The sequence below is a fragment of the Chitinophaga sp. 22620 genome (genome assembly GCF_052044405.1).
In the GTDB taxonomy this organism is placed as follows: domain Bacteria; phylum Bacteroidota; class Bacteroidia; order Chitinophagales; family Chitinophagaceae; genus Chitinophaga.
In genome coordinates, this window is record NZ_JBQEMV010000003.1 from 797,922 (window position 1) to 816,429 (window position 18,508).

Annotated in this window: 18 protein-coding genes; 9 read left to right on the forward strand and 9 right to left on the reverse strand. The window is 54.0% G+C overall.

Annotated elements, in window-relative coordinates:
* Nucleotides 1–86: 86 nt before the first annotated feature.
* From ACTJIK_RS18640 to ACTJIK_RS18655, 4 genes are all read right to left on the reverse strand, one after another.
* A complete protein-coding gene (locus ACTJIK_RS18640; RefSeq protein ID WP_440648863.1) occupies nt 87–956 on the reverse strand; it encodes a helix-turn-helix domain-containing protein in 870 nt (289 codons plus the stop codon).
* Between the two features lie 170 nt (nt 957–1,126).
* A complete protein-coding gene (locus tag ACTJIK_RS18645; protein WP_440648865.1) occupies nt 1,127–1,528 on the reverse strand; it encodes a GreA/GreB family elongation factor in 402 nt (133 codons plus the stop codon).
* Nucleotides 1,529–1,692: 164 nt separating this feature from the next.
* On the reverse strand, nt 1,693–1,890 hold the full coding sequence (locus tag ACTJIK_RS18650; RefSeq protein ID WP_440648867.1) for a hypothetical protein: 198 nt from the start codon (nt 1,888–1,890) through the stop codon (nt 1,693–1,695).
* Nucleotides 1,891–1,988: 98 nt separating this feature from the next.
* Nucleotides 1,989–2,159 carry a hypothetical protein gene (locus tag ACTJIK_RS18655; protein ID WP_440648869.1) on the reverse strand — a complete coding sequence of 57 codons (171 nt, stop codon included), beginning with the start codon at nt 2,157–2,159 and terminating at the stop codon, nt 1,989–1,991.
* A gap of 117 nt (nt 2,160–2,276) precedes the next feature.
* Here ACTJIK_RS18655 and ACTJIK_RS18660 point away from each other — a divergent pair, with 117 nt between their 5' ends.
* From ACTJIK_RS18660 to ACTJIK_RS18680, 5 genes are all read left to right on the forward strand, one after another.
* Entirely contained in the window at nt 2,277–2,744 is a 468-nt protein-coding gene (locus ACTJIK_RS18660; protein WP_440648871.1) for an SRPBCC family protein, read from the forward strand.
* Nucleotides 2,745–2,976: 232 nt separating this feature from the next.
* Nucleotides 2,977–3,717, forward strand: a complete 741-nt coding sequence (locus ACTJIK_RS18665; RefSeq protein ID WP_440648873.1) for a ferritin-like domain-containing protein — start codon at nt 2,977–2,979, stop codon at nt 3,715–3,717.
* Complete coding sequence (locus ACTJIK_RS18670) at nt 3,714–4,346, forward strand: DUF1361 domain-containing protein (protein ID WP_440648875.1); 633 nt, start codon at nt 3,714–3,716, stop codon at nt 4,344–4,346. Before ACTJIK_RS18665 ends, ACTJIK_RS18670 begins: the two co-directional genes overlap by 4 nt.
* A gap of 46 nt (nt 4,347–4,392) precedes the next feature.
* Nucleotides 4,393–4,947, forward strand: a complete 555-nt coding sequence (locus tag ACTJIK_RS18675; protein ID WP_440648877.1) for a LemA family protein — start codon at nt 4,393–4,395, stop codon at nt 4,945–4,947.
* Entirely contained in the window at nt 4,947–6,908 is a 1,962-nt protein-coding gene (locus ACTJIK_RS18680) for a DUF2207 domain-containing protein (protein ID WP_440648879.1), read from the forward strand. Before ACTJIK_RS18675 ends, ACTJIK_RS18680 begins: the two co-directional genes overlap by 1 nt.
* A gap of 77 nt (nt 6,909–6,985) precedes the next feature.
* Here the strand turns inward: ACTJIK_RS18680 and ACTJIK_RS18685 are convergent, their stop codons facing one another.
* Complete coding sequence (locus tag ACTJIK_RS18685) at nt 6,986–7,981, reverse strand: outer membrane beta-barrel protein (RefSeq protein WP_440648881.1); 996 nt, start codon at nt 7,979–7,981, stop codon at nt 6,986–6,988.
* Nucleotides 7,982–8,083: 102 nt separating this feature from the next.
* On the opposite strand from ACTJIK_RS18685, the gene ACTJIK_RS18690 reads away from it, so the two are divergent.
* From ACTJIK_RS18690 to ACTJIK_RS18700, 3 genes are read left to right on the forward strand one after another with little or no spacing between them, the layout of a single operon-like run.
* Nucleotides 8,084–8,914, forward strand: coding sequence for a sigma-70 family RNA polymerase sigma factor (locus ACTJIK_RS18690; protein WP_440648883.1), 831 nt, complete (start codon nt 8,084–8,086; stop codon nt 8,912–8,914).
* Between the two features lie 50 nt (nt 8,915–8,964).
* Entirely contained in the window at nt 8,965–9,417 is a 453-nt protein-coding gene (locus tag ACTJIK_RS18695) for a carboxymuconolactone decarboxylase family protein (protein WP_440648885.1), read from the forward strand.
* Nucleotides 9,418–9,436: 19 nt separating this feature from the next.
* The gene (locus tag ACTJIK_RS18700) at nt 9,437–10,345 is read left to right on the forward strand and encodes an EamA family transporter (protein WP_440648887.1); all 909 of its coding nucleotides are present in this window, start codon (nt 9,437–9,439) and stop codon (nt 10,343–10,345) included.
* A 19-nt stretch (nt 10,346–10,364) separates the two neighbouring features.
* Here ACTJIK_RS18700 and ACTJIK_RS18705 read toward each other — a convergent pair whose 3' ends face one another.
* The 4 genes from ACTJIK_RS18705 to ACTJIK_RS18720 all read right to left on the reverse strand — a co-directional run bounded on the left by ACTJIK_RS18705 (nt 10,365) and on the right by ACTJIK_RS18720 (nt 17,206).
* Complete coding sequence (locus tag ACTJIK_RS18705) at nt 10,365–11,534, reverse strand: glycosyltransferase family 87 protein (protein ID WP_440648889.1); 1,170 nt, start codon at nt 11,532–11,534, stop codon at nt 10,365–10,367.
* Between the two features lie 217 nt (nt 11,535–11,751).
* Nucleotides 11,752–12,882: a Gfo/Idh/MocA family protein gene (locus tag ACTJIK_RS18710; RefSeq protein WP_440648891.1), complete on the reverse strand. Its 1,131-nt coding sequence runs from the start codon at nt 12,880–12,882 to the stop codon at nt 11,752–11,754.
* 7 nt (nt 12,883–12,889) lie between these two features.
* A complete protein-coding gene (locus ACTJIK_RS18715) occupies nt 12,890–13,747 on the reverse strand; it encodes a sugar phosphate isomerase/epimerase family protein (protein ID WP_440648893.1) in 858 nt (285 codons plus the stop codon).
* Nucleotides 13,748–13,762: 15 nt separating this feature from the next.
* Complete coding sequence (locus tag ACTJIK_RS18720) at nt 13,763–17,206, reverse strand: PVC-type heme-binding CxxCH protein (protein ID WP_440648895.1); 3,444 nt, start codon at nt 17,204–17,206, stop codon at nt 13,763–13,765.
* 132 nt (nt 17,207–17,338) lie between these two features.
* Between ACTJIK_RS18720 and ACTJIK_RS18725 the strand changes: the two genes are divergently transcribed.
* Entirely contained in the window at nt 17,339–18,220 is an 882-nt protein-coding gene (locus tag ACTJIK_RS18725; RefSeq protein ID WP_440648898.1) for an AraC family transcriptional regulator, read from the forward strand.
* Nucleotides 18,221–18,508: the final 288 nt, after the last annotated feature.

The following is an 18,508-nucleotide window of genomic DNA, read 5'->3' on the forward strand; positions in this document are numbered from 1 at the left end:
GCCCCTTCTGCAACGGGGACACCTGTTACCCAATACGCTCAGTAAAAGGTTCGGCTTATGGTCTGTTCTTTCGGCACACATAATATTCAGATTAAACTGTTTCTAAATTCTTCCGCGGTAACGCCTGCATATTTTTTAAAAAAGCGCGAGAAGTAGGAGTTATCCTCGAAATTAAGATCGGAGGCGATCTGCGTTACCGTCAGGCCCTCGTTGGTCAGCAGCCGCTTAGCCTCCAGCAGCACGCGTTCCCTGATAAGTTCCCCGGCGGTTTTACCCAGCAGATCCTGGCAGAGGGCGTTCAGGTGATTGGGCGTGATGTACAGCAGCTCCGCGTATTCTTTCGGCAACCGGAGCCTCCGGTAATGTTTGTTGATCAGCTGCCGGAAGTTGCGCAACACCAGCTGCTTCTGCTGCGGCACGGCCTTTTTCGTGTCTTTTCCCGTTGCCCGGTTCACCAGCAGGAACAATTGCAGCAGCAGCACGCGGATCATGTCCGCCTCGTTGCGCCCCGCCGCTTCTTCCAGTATTTGTTCGAATACGGCTTTCACCCCGTTCCTGCCGCCTGCCGGGATATGGAGCACCTGCTCGCCGCTGTTGCCGCTGAAAAAAGGGAACTGTTCCAGGTACTGGTGCTGCGTGAGGAAAGTATCGAAAAAGGAAGCGGCAAAGTGGATCACATACCCGTCTGTCCCTTCTTTGAAATGCCAGCTGTGCACCTGGCCTGGCGTCATGAAATAGATCTGCCAGGGCTGCACCGTAAAACGCGTAAAATCCAGCGTATGTGCCCCGGTGCCTTTGGTGAAAAGCACCAGGTGATAGAAATTATGCCCGTGCTGCTGGTGAACGCGCTGGTAGTTCTTTTTCAGGTAACCGTCCAGCCGCTCCGCCAGCAGGTCCTGGTGCTGGTGGCCAGCGCTGATGGTGCAGATATCATATACCGGGATGGCCTGTTTCATAACACTGTAAAGGTACGCCGCAGGGCGCGGGCGGCCAACGCAGATTCAGGGGTTTTATGGTACTATTTACCGGTAAGCCGTAAATAGCGTTTGTATCTTTTTACCGGTATATCGTAAAAAAACCGGCGCCTGTAAAAGCGCCGGCTGTGTGTTATTCCAATTTTGAGCTATTATTCGTTGTCGTTGATCACTTCTTTGATCCGGAATTTCTTCTGGCCGCCGGGCACAGGCCACATCACTTCCTGCCCCTGCCTGAAACCGATGAGGGCCACGCCTACGGGCGCCATCACGGAGATCTTACGCTGCTTGATGTCCGCTTCATCGGGCATTACCACGGTCAGTTCCATTTCCTTGTCTTTATTGGCTTCCTGCACGATCACGCGGGAGTTGAGCCGCACTACGTCTGCGGGGAATTCTTCCTTGCTGACGAGTTTGCCCTTCCTGAAGTCTGCCAGCAGCGATTCCACCACTTCGGGCGTAAACTGGCTCACGCGCTCGTCTTCCAGCAGGCAGGCCTGTAATATTTCGAAATCATCTTTCCTGAATACCAGTTGATGTTTTGTCTTTTGCATTGGTCATAATTTTTTTAATTGAATGAAAATCCCGGCCCCGCCGGTAGCGGCAGGTCCGAAATATGAATATGTTTAATGGGAAAGCCGGGCTCCCTGGCAGCCGGTTACCTGTGCAGCGTAAGTATTGTCCTGGTGCTGTGTGCAAACATCATGCCCTTCGCGGCCTACCAGATGCGGAGCAGCCAGCGGAGCTGCCCTGCAACGTTCCGTTGTACGCCCTCGGGTTGCTTTTTACGTGCGTTCCTTGTTACGATCAGCAGCAGCGGCAAAGTGATGCATAACACCCAATACCACCCGGTGCTTCTTGTTAGCCCCGCGCGCATTACCAGCGCGTTGACGATCACGAGAAGAACCAGTAACATACCGCTGACCGGAACAGTTTCTTTATTCCTGGTCATAACAATTCAGCTTGAAATGTCGATAAAAAAGATAAAAAGTAGGAAGCCCCTGAACCCTGGCACTACGATATACGGTTCAGGGCAAGCGTATTGAAGTCTTTAAAATTTGAGAAGTAATACAACTTCTTGCAAAATGTGCGGAAATGTTTGCTGATGCAGGTACACAGCGGCATCACGTCCTGCGCGGGACGGGAAAAGATGCGGATACGCTGGTATATGATCTTACCTGACATTAGGCGAATATACAAAATTTCCGTGGAAATATCCCTGTTTTATTCATCCGTGGATACGCCTGGTTCTGCCCTTTCCTTTAAAAAACGTAAATTCAGGTACAGCTAATATACCAAAGCATGAAAAACCCGTCAGGCAGAACCGATTCCGCTTCCAGGGTGATCAAAGCACCCCCTGAAAAGATCTACCAGGCCTTCCTGGATCCCAAGGCCGTATCCGCATGGCGCCCTCCCGAAGGCATGACCTGCAGGGTGTATACATTCGAACCTTTCGAAGGCGGCACTTACAAAATGGCTTTCGAATACGAGGACGCGGACATCAAAGGGAAAACGGCGGGCAATGCGGACGTGTTCCAGGGCCGCTTCCTAAAGCTGGAGCCGGGCGAACAGATCGTTGAAGCGGTGGACTTTGAATCGGAAGACCCCGCTTTTGCCGGCACCATGACCCTCACCACCATCCTTCTGCCCGTGCCCGGCGGCACCGAGGTGACGTTCATCGCGGAAGATGTGCCCTCGGGTATCAAACCCGAGGATCACCAGCTGGGCATGGCCTCCAGCCTGGAGAACCTTGCCGGGTTCACAGAATAAACCGTTATTGGCCATACATCTCCTCCCTTCAAAAACACTTTTTCAAAACAGGTTCTGAAACCGTTTTAACATTTCATTCAGGTAAATAAATTTGGATTTTCAACAATGCTTTATTTACTTTGTATTACAAAGTACTTTTCACACTTCATTTTATAGCACATCAGCAGGCTGCCCGTCCAGCCTTATTTTTCACCCTTTCACTTTGCAACACAAAGTGAATAATAATACTCCTATGCATTCTACACAGGACTGGGTCCGTTTTTTCCGCTACAACGCCACGCATCACCGCGTGAACTGGGATCTTACGCCTTCCATAACGCTTTCGCAGACCAGGGCTGTGCTCCGCTCCCTCCAGGCATGGCAGCTCGGCGAAACGTCCGACGGGCGTAACCTGCTGCGCGCCGCATCCTTTCATGCCAGCAAAACCGGCGATGAACATTTCGTGGAAGCCATGCAGCTCTTCATCAAAGAGGAACAGAAACACGGCGAGAACCTGGGCCGTTACCTGGATATGATCGGGCAGCCGAGGATAAAGCACAACTGGGGCGACACGCTTTTCCGCCGCGCGCGCCACTTCAATACCAGCATGGAATCCTGGACGCTGGCCGTGCTCACCGTGGAAAGCGCCGCACAGGTGTTCTACCAGTCGCTGAAAGAGGCCACCTCCTGCATCCTCCTGAAACAGATCTGCCGCGAAATACTGACAGACGAAGCCTATCACATACAATTCCAGCGGGAAAGGATGGAGCAGCTGTTCTGGGCCAAATCCATGCCTGGCCGGATATTCAGCAGGCTGTTCTACAAAGTGTTCTATTTCGCCACCATCCACGTTATCTGGTTTGCCCACCGCAGGCTGTTCAAAGCGGGCGGGAACACCTATACCACCTACCTCCGCAAGATGCGTTACAAGTATTACAAAACGCTGTACCGGGTTACCCGCACCGTACCCAAACCCCAATTCTCATACTCATGAAACATACCGAAAAAATGCTCCTGCTGAGCATATTGTTCATGTTCATGCTGCTGGCCGGCCGCATGTACTACACGCAAAGCATCGCATATGTTTTCCTCGCATGGAACACTGTGCTCGCTGTAATACCGCTGGCCATCAGCCGCTGGTTAAAACCGGGAGAAACACCCGGCTTACGGAATATGTTACTGCTTTCGGCCTGGCTCCTCTTTTTTCCCAATGCCCCTTACCTGCTTACAGACCTGTTCCATTTCAGAGCCAAACCGCCGGTGCCTGCCTGGTTCGACCTCTTCCTGCTGGCTACCGCCGCATGGAACGGGTTATTGCTCGGCATGGTATCGCTCATGCAGGTGGAACAATTCCTGGCTGCCGGTTTTAAACGACGCACCGTGCATATTTGCGTTGCCTTCGTTTCATTGCTCTGCGGCTATGGCATTTATATCGGGCGGTTCATGCGGTTCAACAGCTGGGATGTGATTACCGCACCGTACGACCTGCTGCAAAGCATGGCGGCACATTTCATCCACCCTTTCCGCCATGCGGAGGTCTGGCTTTTTACGGCCCTGTTCGCCGCGATGTTCAGCCTATTTTATTTCACCCTTAAAATCCTTCGCACCCATACATTATGCTGAACCGATATTTATAGTTATTTTCCCTTTTCCTAAAACCTACGGAACTATGGGAATTACCATCGGAATCATCGCGCTCGCGGCCATTGTGCTGATATGGGCCATCAGCGGATACAACCGGCTGGTCAGCAAACGGAACCTCATGAAAGAAGGCTGGAGCGGGATAGATGTGAGCCTCAAAAAACGGTACGACCTCATCCCCAACCTCGTGGAGACCGTAAAAGGTTACGCCGCGCATGAAAAACAAACGCTCGAACAGGTGACCAGCTACCGCACCGCTTCCATGAATGCCGCCACCCCGCACGACAAGATGCAGGCAGAAGCCGGGCTTACCCGCGCACTGGGCTCTCTTATCGCCGTAGCGGAAAATTACCCCGACCTGAAAGCCAGCGCCAATTTCACCGCGCTGCAATCGGAGCTGGCGGATATTGAGAGCAACCTTGAATCTGCCCGCCGGTACTACAACGGCACGGTGCGCGAGAACAACACGCTCGTGGAAAGTTTCCCTACCAACCTCATTGCCGGCATGTTCAGCTTCCGCACGGGAGAATTTTTTGAAATAGACAATGCCGCGCACCGCGAAAGGCCCAACGTAACATTCTGATGAAACAGCTCATTTTCGCCCTCTGCCTGTTGCTGCCCTTCGCAAAAGCGCCGGCGCAGGAGGCCGATACCACCACTTACATCCAGGAAGACGCGGCCCACGGCCTTTATTCGGACGGCATCCTCAGCTTCCATTCCGATATCCGCCTGTACCCCACCGGGGAAGCCCGCATCACGGAACATATCAAAGTGTTCACCGCGCGGTTTTACATCAAAAAAGGCATTTTCCGCAACATCCCGCTGTACCGCCGCAACAGGAACGGCAGCAGCAAACGTGTAGACATTCACATTACCGAAGTGCTGAAAGACGGCATGCCGGAACCCTACACCACAACGGAAAACGACGGCGATCTTATCATCCGCATTGGCGATAAGGACGTGGAACTGGAACCCGGCGTGTACCAATACGCCATCAGCTACACCACTACCGGCCATGTCGGTTTCTTCGAGGATTCCGATGAATTCTACTGGAACGTGACCGGCAGCGGCTGGAGCTTCCCGATCGTGAAAGCCAGCGCCACCGTTGAGCTTCCCCGCGGCGCCCGGATCGTGCGGGCCGCCTGCTATACCGGCCCCGACGGCTCTGCTGCCAGCAACTGCACCGTGTCTTACAACAACGAGGGATACCCTACTTTCACCGCCAGCAGCCAGCTGGAGCCCGGCGAAGGTTTCACCATTGCGCCGGCCTTCTCGGCAGGCATCATTCAGCGGCCGCCGCCGCCCGGTTTCCGGGAAAAACTGCTGGAATGGTATGAGAATTACCGCGAAATATTGCTGGCCTTCATCGGCGGCGCCGGCCTCCTGTTCTATTTCTTTTCCACCTGGAAGAAACACGGCGTAGACCCGGAGCAGCCCGTAGCAGTGCCCGCTTTCGAGCCGCCGCAGGGACTTTCGCCGGCCGCTTTGCGGTATATCTGGAAACGCGGGGCGGACAATAAAACGAATGCCGCCGCACTCGTAAGCCTGGCTGTGAAAAAGATCATCCGCATCAAAGAGAGCGGGCGGAGGGAATATGCCCTGGAAAAACACATCGATGCGCCTGACGGCCTGCCGAAGGAAGAACAAAAATTATTCTCCGGCCTGCTCAGCTCCCGCCGCGAAATTGCGCTGGACAACAAGCAGCACAAGATATTTGAAGCCGCCAACGAATCCTTCAGCGCGGCTTTGGCCGAACAGCATAAAATAAAGGATTATTTCCTGCCGAACACCAAACAGATACTTATTGGCGGCTTACTCACCGGCGTTACGCTGTTCCTTTACATGCTGCTGATCAATGCCGGTACGTTTTTCCTGCTGCTTTTCCTCACGCCTTTCATGGGCGTAGGCGTGGGCATGCTCCTGAGCGGTTTTAAAAAGATCAGGGAAGGCTGCGCTTCGGTAGTATATTTTATTTTCGGTATCCCCTTCACGCTCGTGCCTGTCGTGATCATGTTCTCTTACCTGGACGAAGTGCCGTTTACCGCGCTGGTGTTCATGACCGGTATGAGCCTGGCTTACTTCCTTTATATCCGACTGATCAAGGCGCCCACGCCGCTGGGAGCGGCTATGAACGCGAAGATCGAAGGGTTCAGGATGTATCTTGAAACGGCGGAAGAGCACCGGCTGGATATGCTCACGCCGCCGGAGCACACCCCGGCACTGTTCGAAAAGCTCCTGCCCTACGCTATTGCGCTGGACCTGGAGAACCAGTGGGCGGACAAGTTCAGCAGCGTGCTGGAACAGGCGAACTACGATCCCGCCTGGTATGCGGGAGACAACCTGAACTATACCCGTTTTTCATCCTCTTTCTCCAACCGCCTTACCTCTTCCGTAATGAGCGCCCAGGTAGACCCCACGCCGCCGCCCAGCTCAGGCGGCAGTTCCAGCAGCAGCTCCAGCGGAAGTTCCAGCTGGAGCTCCGGCAGCAGCGGCGGCGGTTCTTCCGGCGGTGGCGGTGGAGGCGGCGGTGGCGGCGGCTGGTAGCCGTATGCGATATTTATAAAACGGCAGCGCCGGAAGGTATCCTTCCGGCGCTGTTTATTTCCATTGCTGTAATTGGTTTAAAAACGGAATCTCACGCCCGCATTTAATCCCAAGCCGCCGACATTGATATATGATTTCAGGTCGTTGGCAGGGGCGTTATCGTTTTTGTAATTCGTTTTGGAGCCGGTGGTACTGGTCGGCGTGTTGGAGCTTTCATCCAGCACTGTTTTATACTCCGTTTCCCGTTCCGCTGTGCTCAGGTCGTTCAGGCCGCGCGTTTGCCGGCCGATCTCTGCGCCCGTGGCGGTGTTCACAACGCGTGTCACTTCATCGTATTCCGTTACTTCCTTGCTTTTACCCTTTACCGGCACATTGCGGTATTCCGCTTCCGCAAATATATCCAGCCTGCGCGCTACCGCGTAATTAAAGCCCAGCGCGCCCTGGAAACCAAAGGTGGGATTGGGTTTGATCTCTTCTTTCCTGTGAATGGCCGTTTGCGCCACTACCGCCGCGGGCTGGCCGGGCACCGCGCTGGTGCGGGTGGCCTCTGTTTCAATGTACAGCCTTCCCCACAACGGCACTACAACGCCAAAGCGCACATAAGGATTAAACTTCTCGTAACCCGGACTTACTACCAGGCTGGGCGCAAAATCCACGGCGTTCACATGCCCGTGCGATTCGATGCTGCCTACGACTGTATTGGTGCCTTGTATGGTGGTCACGTTTTTCGTCATCAGGTTTTTGCTGCTGTGGTAATAACAGAACGTTCCCTCGATGGAGAAATTTTTATTGAGGACGTAGCCGAATGACAATCCGCCGCGAACGCCTTCGCCGTATGAGCCGGTGAGCACTTTTTCCGAAAGGGTGGTCGTTGCGCCGGTGGTTGGATTAATAGCCACGCGTTCATCTCTTGGCGGGTACGGCCCTACGTCGGGGAACTGGCCGGGAGACACGCTGAAGAAATAACCGCCGGACACTTTCATGTAAAATTTTCCCGGGGTGGATTGTGCATGGGCTCCGTTTGTGAATGAGATTGCCAACAATGCAAGGCAAAGCAGGTGTATGCGATTCATACGTCATTGTTTTGGTTACTGAATATGGTTCCGTATCAAATATGGTTATATGGAAGTTAACGATTTTCATGCGATTACTGAGAGATTATATAATTTTCCGGCATGGAATCGATCAGACCATTGCTGACCACTTATGCTTACAACATTACCGGTTCACTGGAAGAAGCTAAAGACATCGTGCAGGATGCATACCTGCACTATATGCAGGCAGACAGGAGCCATGTGCAGGACGAAAAAGCCTATCTTGTAAGAACTGTCATCAACCGCTCCATCAACCGTAAAAAACAACAGCAGCTGCAGGCTGCGGATTATCCCGGGGAGTGGCTGCCGGAGCCGGTATCCACCGAAGGGGCGGACAGTTCCCTGCTGCGCGGCGACCTGCTCTCCTACTCCCTCATGGTATTGCTCGAAAAGCTTAACCCGCGCCAGCGCGCCGTATTTATTCTCCGCGAAGCTTTCGATTACGATCATGCCGAAATAGCGGCCACGCTGGGCATCAGCGAAGATTATTCGCGGCAGCTGCTCACCCGCGCCCGCAGGCAGCTGGATGCGCCCATTATACAGCCGTATACGGGCACGGATATCCGTAAATACCAGGAGGCCATCCTGCGCAACGATCTTAAAAAGCTGGAACAGCTGCTCAATGAAGACATCACCGTCATCTCCGACGGCGGCGGCAAGGTTGCGGCGGCCATCAACCCGGTTACCGGCAGGAAACCGGCCATCGCATTCCTTTCAGGTCTTTACAGGAAAGCCTACGTGCATTTCGACGCGCAGGTCACGGAAATCAATAACCAACCCGCGATATTGTATCATTACAAGGGCGAACTCATAGGCTGCCAGGTGTTTACCTTCCTCAACGGCTCCATCAGCAACGTTTTCATTATCCGCAACCCGGATAAATTACGTTATCTGAAAAAAAATATGGTTTAGCTGTCACATTCCGGCCCCGGGAAATGTCTTTATATAAAATCAATTTTACCATGGCCAGAATTAATCAAGAGGACATTCCCGCCGGACTCATGGAAGTGATGAGCGGCGTTCAGGCTTACATCTACAAGTCAGGACTGGATCAGAAGCTGATAAAGCTTTTACAGATGCGCGTTTCACAGATCAACAGCTGCGCGTACTGTATGGACATGCATTACAAAGAAGCCGTTCATGCAGGTGAAGAGCCCGTCCGCCTGCTGTCTGTTTCCGTATGGCGCGAAACAAACTATTACACGCCTAAAGAGCAGGCCGTGCTGGCTTTCGCGGAAACCCTCACCCATATGCCCGCAGAGCAGCATACCCATCACCTGCACGACGAGCTGCTGAACTTCTTTTCCAAACAGGAAATTGCCGTGCTCACGCTGGCCGTTTGCCAGATCAATTCCTGGAACCGCCTGGTGCGTTCGTTCGGCGCGGAAGCCGGCACTTACCAGTTAAAACGATAAGTGTACATTTGCCACCAGAATGAAAGGAAATACATGGAAAGGAATTATGCTGGTGGCCATTGGCGCATCCAGCTACGGGATACTGGCTACATTCGTGAAACTTGCCAACAACGAAGGTTTTACGACCGCTGAGGTCACATTCGCACAGGCTTTCCTTGGCTTCATCATCCTGGCGGTGATGAACCTGGCTACCAAAAGCCGGAGGCTCCCGCAGGCGCGGGCCAATACAAAAGACAAGCTGAAACTGATGCTGGCGGGCACCTCTATGGGGCTCACCAGCATTTTTTATTACCTCTCCGTGCGTTACATATCGGTTTCGGTCTGTATCGTGCTGCTGATGCAGGCGGTGTGGATAGGCGTGCTGCTGGAAAGCATACTGGAAAAGAAATTGCCTTCTTTGCAAAAGGTGATCGCTGTGCTGATCGTGCTGGCCGGCACTTTGCTGGCCACGGACCTGCTGGGCTCGCAGGTCGTTATTCACTGGGCGGGCGTCGGGTTCGGGCTGCTGGCGGCGGTGGCGTATTCCGTCTCCATTTATGCTTCGCAGCATATTGCCACGGAACGTTCCCCGCTGCAACGCAGCCTGTTCCTGCTATGCGGCGCAACGGTGATCGTTGCGCTCGTGTGGGGCCCCGCGCTTTTACAGCAATTCAATCCCGCGGTGCTCTGGAAATGGGGGATCATCCTGGCCGTATTCGGTACAGTATTGCCGCCGCTGATGTTCACCAAAGGCATGCCCATCACCGGCAGCGGCCTGGGCAGCATCATTGCTTCGGTGGAGATACCCGTATCCGTGCTCATGGCTTACTTCCTGCTGCACGAGGCGGTGAATGCCTGGCAATGGACGGGCATTGCCTTGATACTGGCGGCTATTGTACTGATGAACCTGCGTTTCGGCCCCAAACGGCATAAAGAAGGCCGCCTTTAAGGCAGCCTTCTTTGTTATCTTAAACGGTTCGCAGGAACCTTCGCGTGAGCACCTGGTAAACGATCACCAGCCACATCACGAGGCAGGGAAATGCCTTGAAGGCGTACGGCACCACGATGTTCTTTTTCACCCAGGGCGTCACCAGGTCCGAATGCGAAAAGCTGCACCCGATGAGCACGAATATGAAAAAAGCGTTGTTCTGCCAGGTTTTAGGCTGCATCACATACCAGATGCAGGGCGCAATGAACGCGATAATATACGTGGGCGATTCGGAGCTGCTGCTGTACAGCACGGTGAACAGCAGGGCGGAACAGAGGATATACAGCTGGTAGCTGGCGTACTCCCGGTATTTCAGCCGCAGGTACTGTGCGGCAAACAGGACGAGGGCAGGGCCTATCACCCAGAGATTGCTCATGTAATGCAGGCCGAACACGCGTTTGATGAAACCCATCGCGGAAATGTCCTGTAGCAGTATCCCTTTGTCGAACTGGGCGTTCCGCTCATTCTTGAATACCAGCGCTTCATACCATTCCCGGTAGCTTCTCACAATAAACGACGGCGAAGAAAGGACCATGGGCAGGGCGAACAGTACCACGCCCCAGATGAACATGCTGTAGATCAGCCGCCATTTGTTGTTGGTAAAAAAGAAAAACGAAAGGCCTACAATACCGTAGAGCTTTGTCAGGGCGCCGAACATGATGAAAAACGCGGCCCAGAATTCTTTCCCTTTCCGGATCAGCGCAAAGCTGAAAATAAGGCAGGCGGCAACGATGGGATTGAACTGGAAGTAGCTGCTGGCCGCCATCAGCTCGTGGCTGGCGAATATCAGCACCAGATTCTGCTGGATGCGCGTAAGCGGCAGCTGGCGGATAGACAGGAAAAGCACGGCGGCGTTGAACAGCATCCAGAGAATGGCGCCGATCATATCCGGCATCAGGGCGAAGGGCGCAATGAGCACGCTGAACAGCGGCCCGTAGTTATTCACGTCGAAGTACTCGGGGTAAGGACCGTAAAGGGTCTGCCCGTGAATAGTGTGCAGAAAAACATGTTTGAAAATGGTGTAGTTGTTATAATTGCCGCTGAAAAATTCTTTGCAGGCAACGATCATAGACAAACCGAACCACAATGAGGGGGCCAGCCATTCTTTTTCGCCGAGCCAGGATAGTACGTCTTTCCGTTGTTTCAACATGATAATAGTTGCTTATGCCGCGCAAAATAGCAATTATTCGGTCATTTAGCACTATGGCCGCCGGGCACAGATCAAAGATGAAAGGCTGGCCCGGCAGAACGGGTTGCCGGGCGAATGCCTGTAGGATATGGTTGCCTGTATACCAGCAGTTCCCGTTCGCGGTATCGGACCATGGTTTATTCAGCAAAGGGTAAATGGTATAAATATGATATCCCTGTCAGTCAGCAAGGGTAAAAGACGGCAGGTAAATGATCTTCCCGCCCTCTTTGGCGGATTCATGCGCGAGGATGCCCACGCAGGTGATATTGGCGGATTGCACCGCGTTCGGGTACGGGCTGCTCCCCTCCTTCAGCGCTTTCACAAAAGCATGCACCAGGTGCGGGTGAGAGCCGCCATGGCCGCCGCCCTGCGCGAACGACAGGTGCTGGTGCTCGTCCGCGTCGTACACGCCCTTGGTGGTAAAACGCTGTATAGGTTCCGGCAGCAGCTTCGCATAATCGGGGCATTCCGTTTCGGCCGGTATCTCCGGCTCGGGTTTCTTGGCGGTATGCACCACCAGCGGTTTCCCTTCTATCAGCGGCCATTCTACGGACTTCAGCGAGCCGTATACTTCAAAACTTTCCCTGTACTGCCGCGCCACATCGAACAAAGATCGGTATACATGCGCGCTCAGGTCGGAATTGCGCAGCTTGATCTGCGTGGTCTCCACGGCATAAGGCGACCCGTAATGACCATGCATTTCTTCGCGGATGGTGCCGGAGCCGAAGCAGGATACGTACTCCGCTTCGCTGCGCAGCAGCCCCAGCACGGGGCCCACGCAATGCGTGGCGTAATACATCGGCGGAAGGCCCGGCCAGTAACCCGGCCAGCCGTCCATATCCTGCTGGTGGCTGGCTTTCAGGAACTGCACTTTGCCCAGCTCTCCTTTTTCATACAATTCTTTCATGAACAGGAACTCCCGGCTGTACACCACTGTTTCCATCATCATATACGTGAGCCCTTTTTCTTTGCAGAGCCGCACGATCTCTTCGCATTCCTCCACGGTGGTGGCCATCGGCACGGTGCAAGCCACGTGTTTGCCGGCTTTCAGCGCTTTGATGGTCTGCGCGCCGTGGTCAGGGATGGGCGTGTTGATATGCACGGCATCTATTTCCGGATCCCGCAGCATTTCGTCGTAGTCGGTGAAACGTTTACTGATGCCGAAAGCATCGCCGATCTCGTCGAGCCGGGAGCGGGTGCGCTGGCAGATGGCCACGATGTTTGCATCGGGGTGTTGCTGGTAAATGGGAATAAATTCCGCGCCAAACCCCAGCCCGGCAATGGCTACGTTGATCCTGCGTTGTTCCATATTCTCGTTATTTTAATAATGTTTTGAGGAATCGATGACCGTCTTCGGCAAAGCCGTCCTGGCTGTCTGCCAGGTTCTTCCAGATGCAGACGGCCCCCGCCAGTTCTTTTATTTCAGGCGTAAAGCTTTCGATGGACACCACGCCTTTATACCCCGCCCGCTCCAATCCGCGCCTGAAGCTGTCCCAGGGCGTTTGCCCCGTGCCCGGCACGCCGCGGTAATTCTCGGATACCTGCACATGCAGCAGCCTTTCTCCGGCGGTAACGATGGCCTGTTCCATGTTCCTTTCTTCTATCGACATATGAAAGCTGTCCAGCAATACGCCTGCCGCCGGATGATCGATGTCCCGCACCAGCCGCATCACGTCTTCGGCAGTGTTCACCAGGTCCGATTCAAAACGGTTCAACGGTTCCAGCGCCAATGCCAGGCCGGCAGCTTTTGCTTCTTCGCACATCTTATGCAGGTTGCGCACCGCGCGGTCCCATTCTGTTTTCCTTTGTTCAGGCGGCACCATGCGCGCCTTGCCCACGGCGGAATACATGGGCCCCGCCACGAAGCCGGCTCCCCAGGCGTTGCAGAGGTCGAAGCACTGGCGCACGTAGGCAAAACAATGCTCGTGCACCCTGGTATCTTCATGCGTAAGGTCTCTCGTTGGCCCGAAAGCGCCGCACACTACGGGTTCCAGCCCGTTATCATCGAGCGCCTGCCGTACGGTCTGCGCATCTATCTGTTCGGGATATTCTACCGGTATTTCCACGGCCTGGTACCCCATTGCTTTGATCTTCGGAAAAAGCTTCACCGTAGCGGTGGTGAACGGGGAGGTCCAGAGCCAGGTGCTCACGCCCAGGCGGATATTATTCATCATATGGTTCTCGTTTTTCTATTGCTTCACCACTTTCATCACCCCGTTCATAATGCGCCAGTGGCCGGGGAAAGTGCATACAAACGGGTAGTCGCCGGGTTGCGCGGGAGCGGTGAACTGAAGCGTAACGCTCTCCTGCGGGTTTACCAGCCGCGTGGAAAATAATACCTCGCCCATGGAAGGCACGTACTGCATTTCAGCGCCATTGGGATCAGTGGCCAGCTTATCCGCCGAGCGGCCCACTGTTTCCAGGGCGCCCTGCTGTGTGATCACGAGGTTATGCTGCATGAAGTCAGGATTCTCGAATACGATCTCTACCGGTTTGCCCGCTACCACTGTGAAGCTCTTCAGGTCGTACTTCATTTCGTTTTTGATGACCTTGAGGTGAATAACAGTGGCCGGACCGCCCGCAGCCGCATTAGTTCCGGTTGCGGCATCCTGCTTGTGCAGGTAAGTGCGCACAAACGTTTCGCCCAGCGGCATGTCTTTGAACAGCTGGTGGCCGCCGCCGCTGGTGGCTTTTTCCACTTCATATTTCCAGGGGCCTTTCAGCGGTATTTTTGTGCCGTCTATTTCGAGGAAGAGGCCTTCCGCTTTGCCGTAAATACCGCCGCCGCTGCCTGTATCTTCCATCTTGACCGCTATCACGTTCTTACCCGCTTTCAGCACGCCCGCGGGAATATTGTAAATACGCGGCTTCGACCAGGCATTGTTGGTTTTACCCACCGGCTTGCCGTTCACAAATGTTTCATCGGAATCGTCTATCGGCCCGAGGGAGAGCACCGCTTTTTTGCCTGCGGCAGCGGCCGGCACGTCCACCACGCGGCGGAACCATACGATTCCGTCTATATCCAGCCCTGCATCTTCGATGTGCGTGGGCAGGCTCATTTCTTTCCAACCCGCATCATTCAGGGCAACCGCTTCGCGGCTCACCGCGGCAGGCGGCGCTACGCTGAAGTCAGGATGTGCGGCCATGAATGCGCTGATGAACCCTTTGCGGTGCCGGCTGGCCGCTGCGTAAACAGCTTTGGAAAGCCATTCGTCCTGCTTAACGGCGTCTTCGAGGCTGATGGCGTGCAGTTCACGGCCAATAGCTTCCGAAGGCGCCGCTTCGGTGAGGGACACGAGGGCGGCCAGCCGGGTGTTTGCATCTGCATCCTTCAGGATGCCTGAAGCGAGTATTTCCTGTTCACTGCGGGGATATTTTGAAAGTATCTGTATGGCTGCTTTTCTCACAGCCGGGTCTTTATGTTTTAATGCATCCTGCACCACTTTGCGGGATGTGGCCGTTGCGCCCAGGCCGTCTATCGTCCAGAGGGCGTGCAATGCGGCGGGCGCTTCTCCTGCGGCGAGCTTTTCCAGCTCGGGCACTGCCGCTTTGTCGTTACGCTCCACCAGCAGTCGCTGCGCGGTAAGGCGCCAGAAGAGGTTATCGTTTCCGAGCGCTTTGACCAGTTCCGCGGGCTTGTCTTTAGACAGCTCCAGCTTCGCGGATTTCTTTCCTTCGCGGTACACCACGCGCCAGATGCGGCCATGCGTTTTATCGCGTAGTGGGTTTTCGTAAGCATTGCCTTTGCCGTTCTCCGCTGCGTAGCCGCCGCGTTCGGGCGTGGGCGTCGGGTTGTGCTGTATGATAAAGTTGTACCAGTCCAGTATCCAGACAGCGCCATCGGGCCCGGCTTTGGCTTCCACGGGCGACACCCATTCGTCCGCGCTCGCAAATAAATTCCAGCCGTCCTTTTCCTTAAAGCCCGCGCCAGTTTTTTCGATCTCCGCAACGTGCACCAGGTGGCCGGTCGGTTCGCAAACGAATGCGGTGCGGCGGTAATATTCGGGGTAGCTGTTGGCTGTGTAAAAATAATGCCCGGCGGCCGCAGTGAACCCGCCGAACACATCCACCTGCCGCACATGCTGCGTGATGGGATGCATGGCGTAGTGGCCGTCTATCTTCACGCTGCCGGCAATGGCAGCGCCTTCCAGGCCCTGCAGCGCTTTCTGGGGGATGCCCATGAACACGCTGTGAGTATTGTTGGCCGTGGAGCCGAACACGTCGTTCTGCTCGGTGAAGCCAAGCCCCCAGGTGTTGTTGCTGGTTCCGGTCATGAATTCGAAGTAACGCGCGTCGGGCGAAAAACGGTAGAAGCCCTGGCTGAACTCGCGGAAAGAGCCGCCCACCGTGCCTTTGAAGCCGGAATAACCAACGGACCCCCAGATGTGGTTATCCATACCGTATTGCAGGTTACTGGGGCCGGCGTGTGTATCAAAAGTACCCCAGCCGTCGATCAGCACTTTGCGTTCGTCTGCTTTACCATCGCCGTTCGTGTCTTTCAGCCACAGGAAGTGCGGCGCCTGCGACACGATAACGCCGCCGTTGTAAAATACCATGCTGGTGGGAATGTTCAGGTTATCGGCGAAAACCGTGAACTTGTCCGCTTTGCCGTCCCCGTCGGTATCTTCACATATCTTGATCCGGTCGTCGCCAACGCCTTTTTCGTCGCGCACCGAGTTGGGATAGTCCACTGTTTCTATCACCCACAGCCTTCCTTTTTCGTCCCAGGCCATGGAAATGGGATTGATGATGTCCGGCTCGGAAGCGAACAGCTCCAGGTCGAAGCCGGGCGGCACCTGTATAAGTTTTGCGGATGCTTCGGCAGACAGTGGTTCCTGGAATCTCGGCGCGGGATTGCGTTTTTCGTAGTTGGGGATATTGGCTTCGTCGCGATATGCCAGTGTGGGAAGCTCTTTCCGGTGTTTTTCCCAGTCGGCCCGCACTTTATCGCCCACTGCCCAGAGGATGCCGTTCTGCACCAGCTTATGAAAACCGGGATTGTTCCAGGTGCGCTCGTCGTGGCCATAGGCGGTGTAAAACACGCGGCCTTTGCCGTATTCCTTCACCCAGGTCCAGGGTTCGCGGTGAACGCCGTCCACCCTTTCCATGAGCACCGTGCGGTCCTTGCTGAGCCGCGTGTGCACATAAGTTTCGTCCCAGGTGGAGAATTCCTGCAGGCCTTTGGTCACCGGGTGCTCCTTATTGATGATCGTTGCGGTGAACGTGCCGGTATCGTGCCGTTCGAACTGCCCGCCCACCATATCGATGTATGCGGGGGAATTGCGGAAGCAATAGCTGGCGCAATGCAGCGGGATGAACCCTTTGCCGGACTTCACAAAATCCACCAGCGCAGTTTCCTGTTCCGGTGTAATGGAATCGTGGTTGGCATAGATCATCACCGCATCGAACAGCTCCAGGTTCTTTTTATTCAGCGAAGCGGGATCGTTCGTATACGTAAAATGAATGCCTTCCGTAGCCAGCGCGGAGGCCAGCATCGGCATATATCTTTCGGAATGATGATGCTCGCTGGCATGCCCGAGGAAAAGCACTTCGATATTGCCGCTGCGTGATTGCTCGCGGCAGGATGCCATTATTACGATCAGGAAAAGGTAAACGTGGAAGCGGATATTCATGTGTATTTAGATTCTAGACCGAATTTCGAAATAAATTAAAACAACCCTTTCCTTAATCTTATCGGGTTTTGACTGTATTTTGTCATACTTTTAAGATAAAATACCTTGTTTATGACAAATAAAGGGTAAAATATGAGGGCTGCTTTACAAAAATCGCGTATTTCGCCAGACAGGGCTTTCGAGGTAAAATATCTCAAAGCCCCCCACTTCGATCCCAACTGGCATTTTCATTCCGAATACCAGCTGTTCGTCGTACTGCGCGGTACGGGCACGCGTTTTATCGGCGATCATGTAACGCCGTTCACGCAGGGTGACCTTGTGTTCACCGGCCCAAACCTGCCGCATCTCTGGCAGAGCGGGCATGAATATTTTGAAGGGAATAAGCACATCTGGACCGAAGGGATCGTCGTGTATTTCCATGAAGATTTCCTGGGCCATGAATTCCTGCAAAAAAAAGAAGCATACCGGCTGCGGCAATTGTTCAGCCGCGCGCAGCAAGGCATCCGCTTTGTAGGGCCTACGCAGGAAAAGGCGGAGAAGCTGATGAAAGAGCTTTTGAAAGCAAAGGATTTCGACAGCATCCTTTCCCTGCTGCACCTGCTGAACTTCCTGGCCGCTTCGCAGGAATACAAGCTGCTGAGCAGCGCGGGGTACACCAACCTGCTGAAAGCTTCCGATACAGAGCGCATGAACAAAGTGCATGCTTACGTGATGAAAAATTTCCGCGAAAAGATCTCGCTGGACGAAGTAGCGGAGATCGCGAACATGACACCTTCTTCCTTCAGCCGTTATTTTAAGACCCATGCGAACAAGACCTTTTCCGATTTCCTTTCGGAGATCAGGATCGGCCATGCCTGCAAGCTGCTGCTGGAAAAAGAGATGGACATCACGGAGATATGCTATGAGAGCGGTTTCCAGACCTTATCCAATTTCAACCGGCAGTTCAAAAGCGTAACGGCCTACAACCCGTTGGCCTACCGCAAGAAATATGCGGATGCGGGTTATCATCCCTGATGCAGTATTCCCGCAGTACGATTGTTAATACTCGCCCGCGCTGCCGCATGCAAAATGTTAATGCAAAGCAATACTGACAATCGCAAACCGTAAATCCACTCCTTTGTAATATAATTGTAAAACGGTATACGTTGAATTCACTATGAAGAATATAATAAAGTAATTTTCTTCAGTTAAGTGTGATAAGCAGTCATGTCATTGATCCATATGCAGATTCTACGTTGATAACCTGACGTAACCCGTTGAGCAGTACTAATAGCCCGCGCATTCTATCATTTACATGAATAG

Bases quoted from the DNA above. Each gene is read 5' to 3' on its own strand.
- ACTJIK_RS18640 (WP_440648863.1), bottom strand. From the start codon at position 956: ATGAAACAGGCCATCCCGGTATATGATATCTGCACCATCAGCGCTGGC.
- ACTJIK_RS18645 (WP_440648865.1), bottom strand. From the start codon at position 1,528: ATGCAAAAGACAAAACATCAACTGGTATTCAGGAAAGATGATTTCGAA.
- ACTJIK_RS18650 (WP_440648867.1), bottom strand. From the start codon at position 1,890: ATGTTACTGGTTCTTCTCGTGATCGTCAACGCGCTGGTAATGCGCGCG.
- ACTJIK_RS18655 (WP_440648869.1), bottom strand. From the start codon at position 2,159: ATGTCAGGTAAGATCATATACCAGCGTATCCGCATCTTTTCCCGTCCC.
- ACTJIK_RS18660 (WP_440648871.1), top strand. From the start codon at position 2,277: ATGAAAAACCCGTCAGGCAGAACCGATTCCGCTTCCAGGGTGATCAAA.
- ACTJIK_RS18665 (WP_440648873.1), top strand. From the start codon at position 2,977: ATGCATTCTACACAGGACTGGGTCCGTTTTTTCCGCTACAACGCCACG.
- ACTJIK_RS18670 (WP_440648875.1), top strand. From the start codon at position 3,714: ATGAAACATACCGAAAAAATGCTCCTGCTGAGCATATTGTTCATGTTC.
- ACTJIK_RS18675 (WP_440648877.1), top strand. From the start codon at position 4,393: ATGGGAATTACCATCGGAATCATCGCGCTCGCGGCCATTGTGCTGATA.
- ACTJIK_RS18680 (WP_440648879.1), top strand. From the start codon at position 4,947: ATGAAACAGCTCATTTTCGCCCTCTGCCTGTTGCTGCCCTTCGCAAAA.
- ACTJIK_RS18685 (WP_440648881.1), bottom strand. From the start codon at position 7,981: ATGAATCGCATACACCTGCTTTGCCTTGCATTGTTGGCAATCTCATTC.
- ACTJIK_RS18690 (WP_440648883.1), top strand. From the start codon at position 8,084: ATGGAATCGATCAGACCATTGCTGACCACTTATGCTTACAACATTACC.
- ACTJIK_RS18695 (WP_440648885.1), top strand. From the start codon at position 8,965: ATGGCCAGAATTAATCAAGAGGACATTCCCGCCGGACTCATGGAAGTG.
- ACTJIK_RS18700 (WP_440648887.1), top strand. From the start codon at position 9,437: ATGAAAGGAAATACATGGAAAGGAATTATGCTGGTGGCCATTGGCGCA.
- ACTJIK_RS18705 (WP_440648889.1), bottom strand. From the start codon at position 11,534: ATGTTGAAACAACGGAAAGACGTACTATCCTGGCTCGGCGAAAAAGAA.
- ACTJIK_RS18710 (WP_440648891.1), bottom strand. From the start codon at position 12,882: ATGGAACAACGCAGGATCAACGTAGCCATTGCCGGGCTGGGGTTTGGC.
- ACTJIK_RS18715 (WP_440648893.1), bottom strand. From the start codon at position 13,747: ATGATGAATAATATCCGCCTGGGCGTGAGCACCTGGCTCTGGACCTCC.
- ACTJIK_RS18720 (WP_440648895.1), bottom strand. From the start codon at position 17,206: ATGAATATCCGCTTCCACGTTTACCTTTTCCTGATCGTAATAATGGCA.
- ACTJIK_RS18725 (WP_440648898.1), top strand. From the start codon at position 17,339: ATGAGGGCTGCTTTACAAAAATCGCGTATTTCGCCAGACAGGGCTTTC.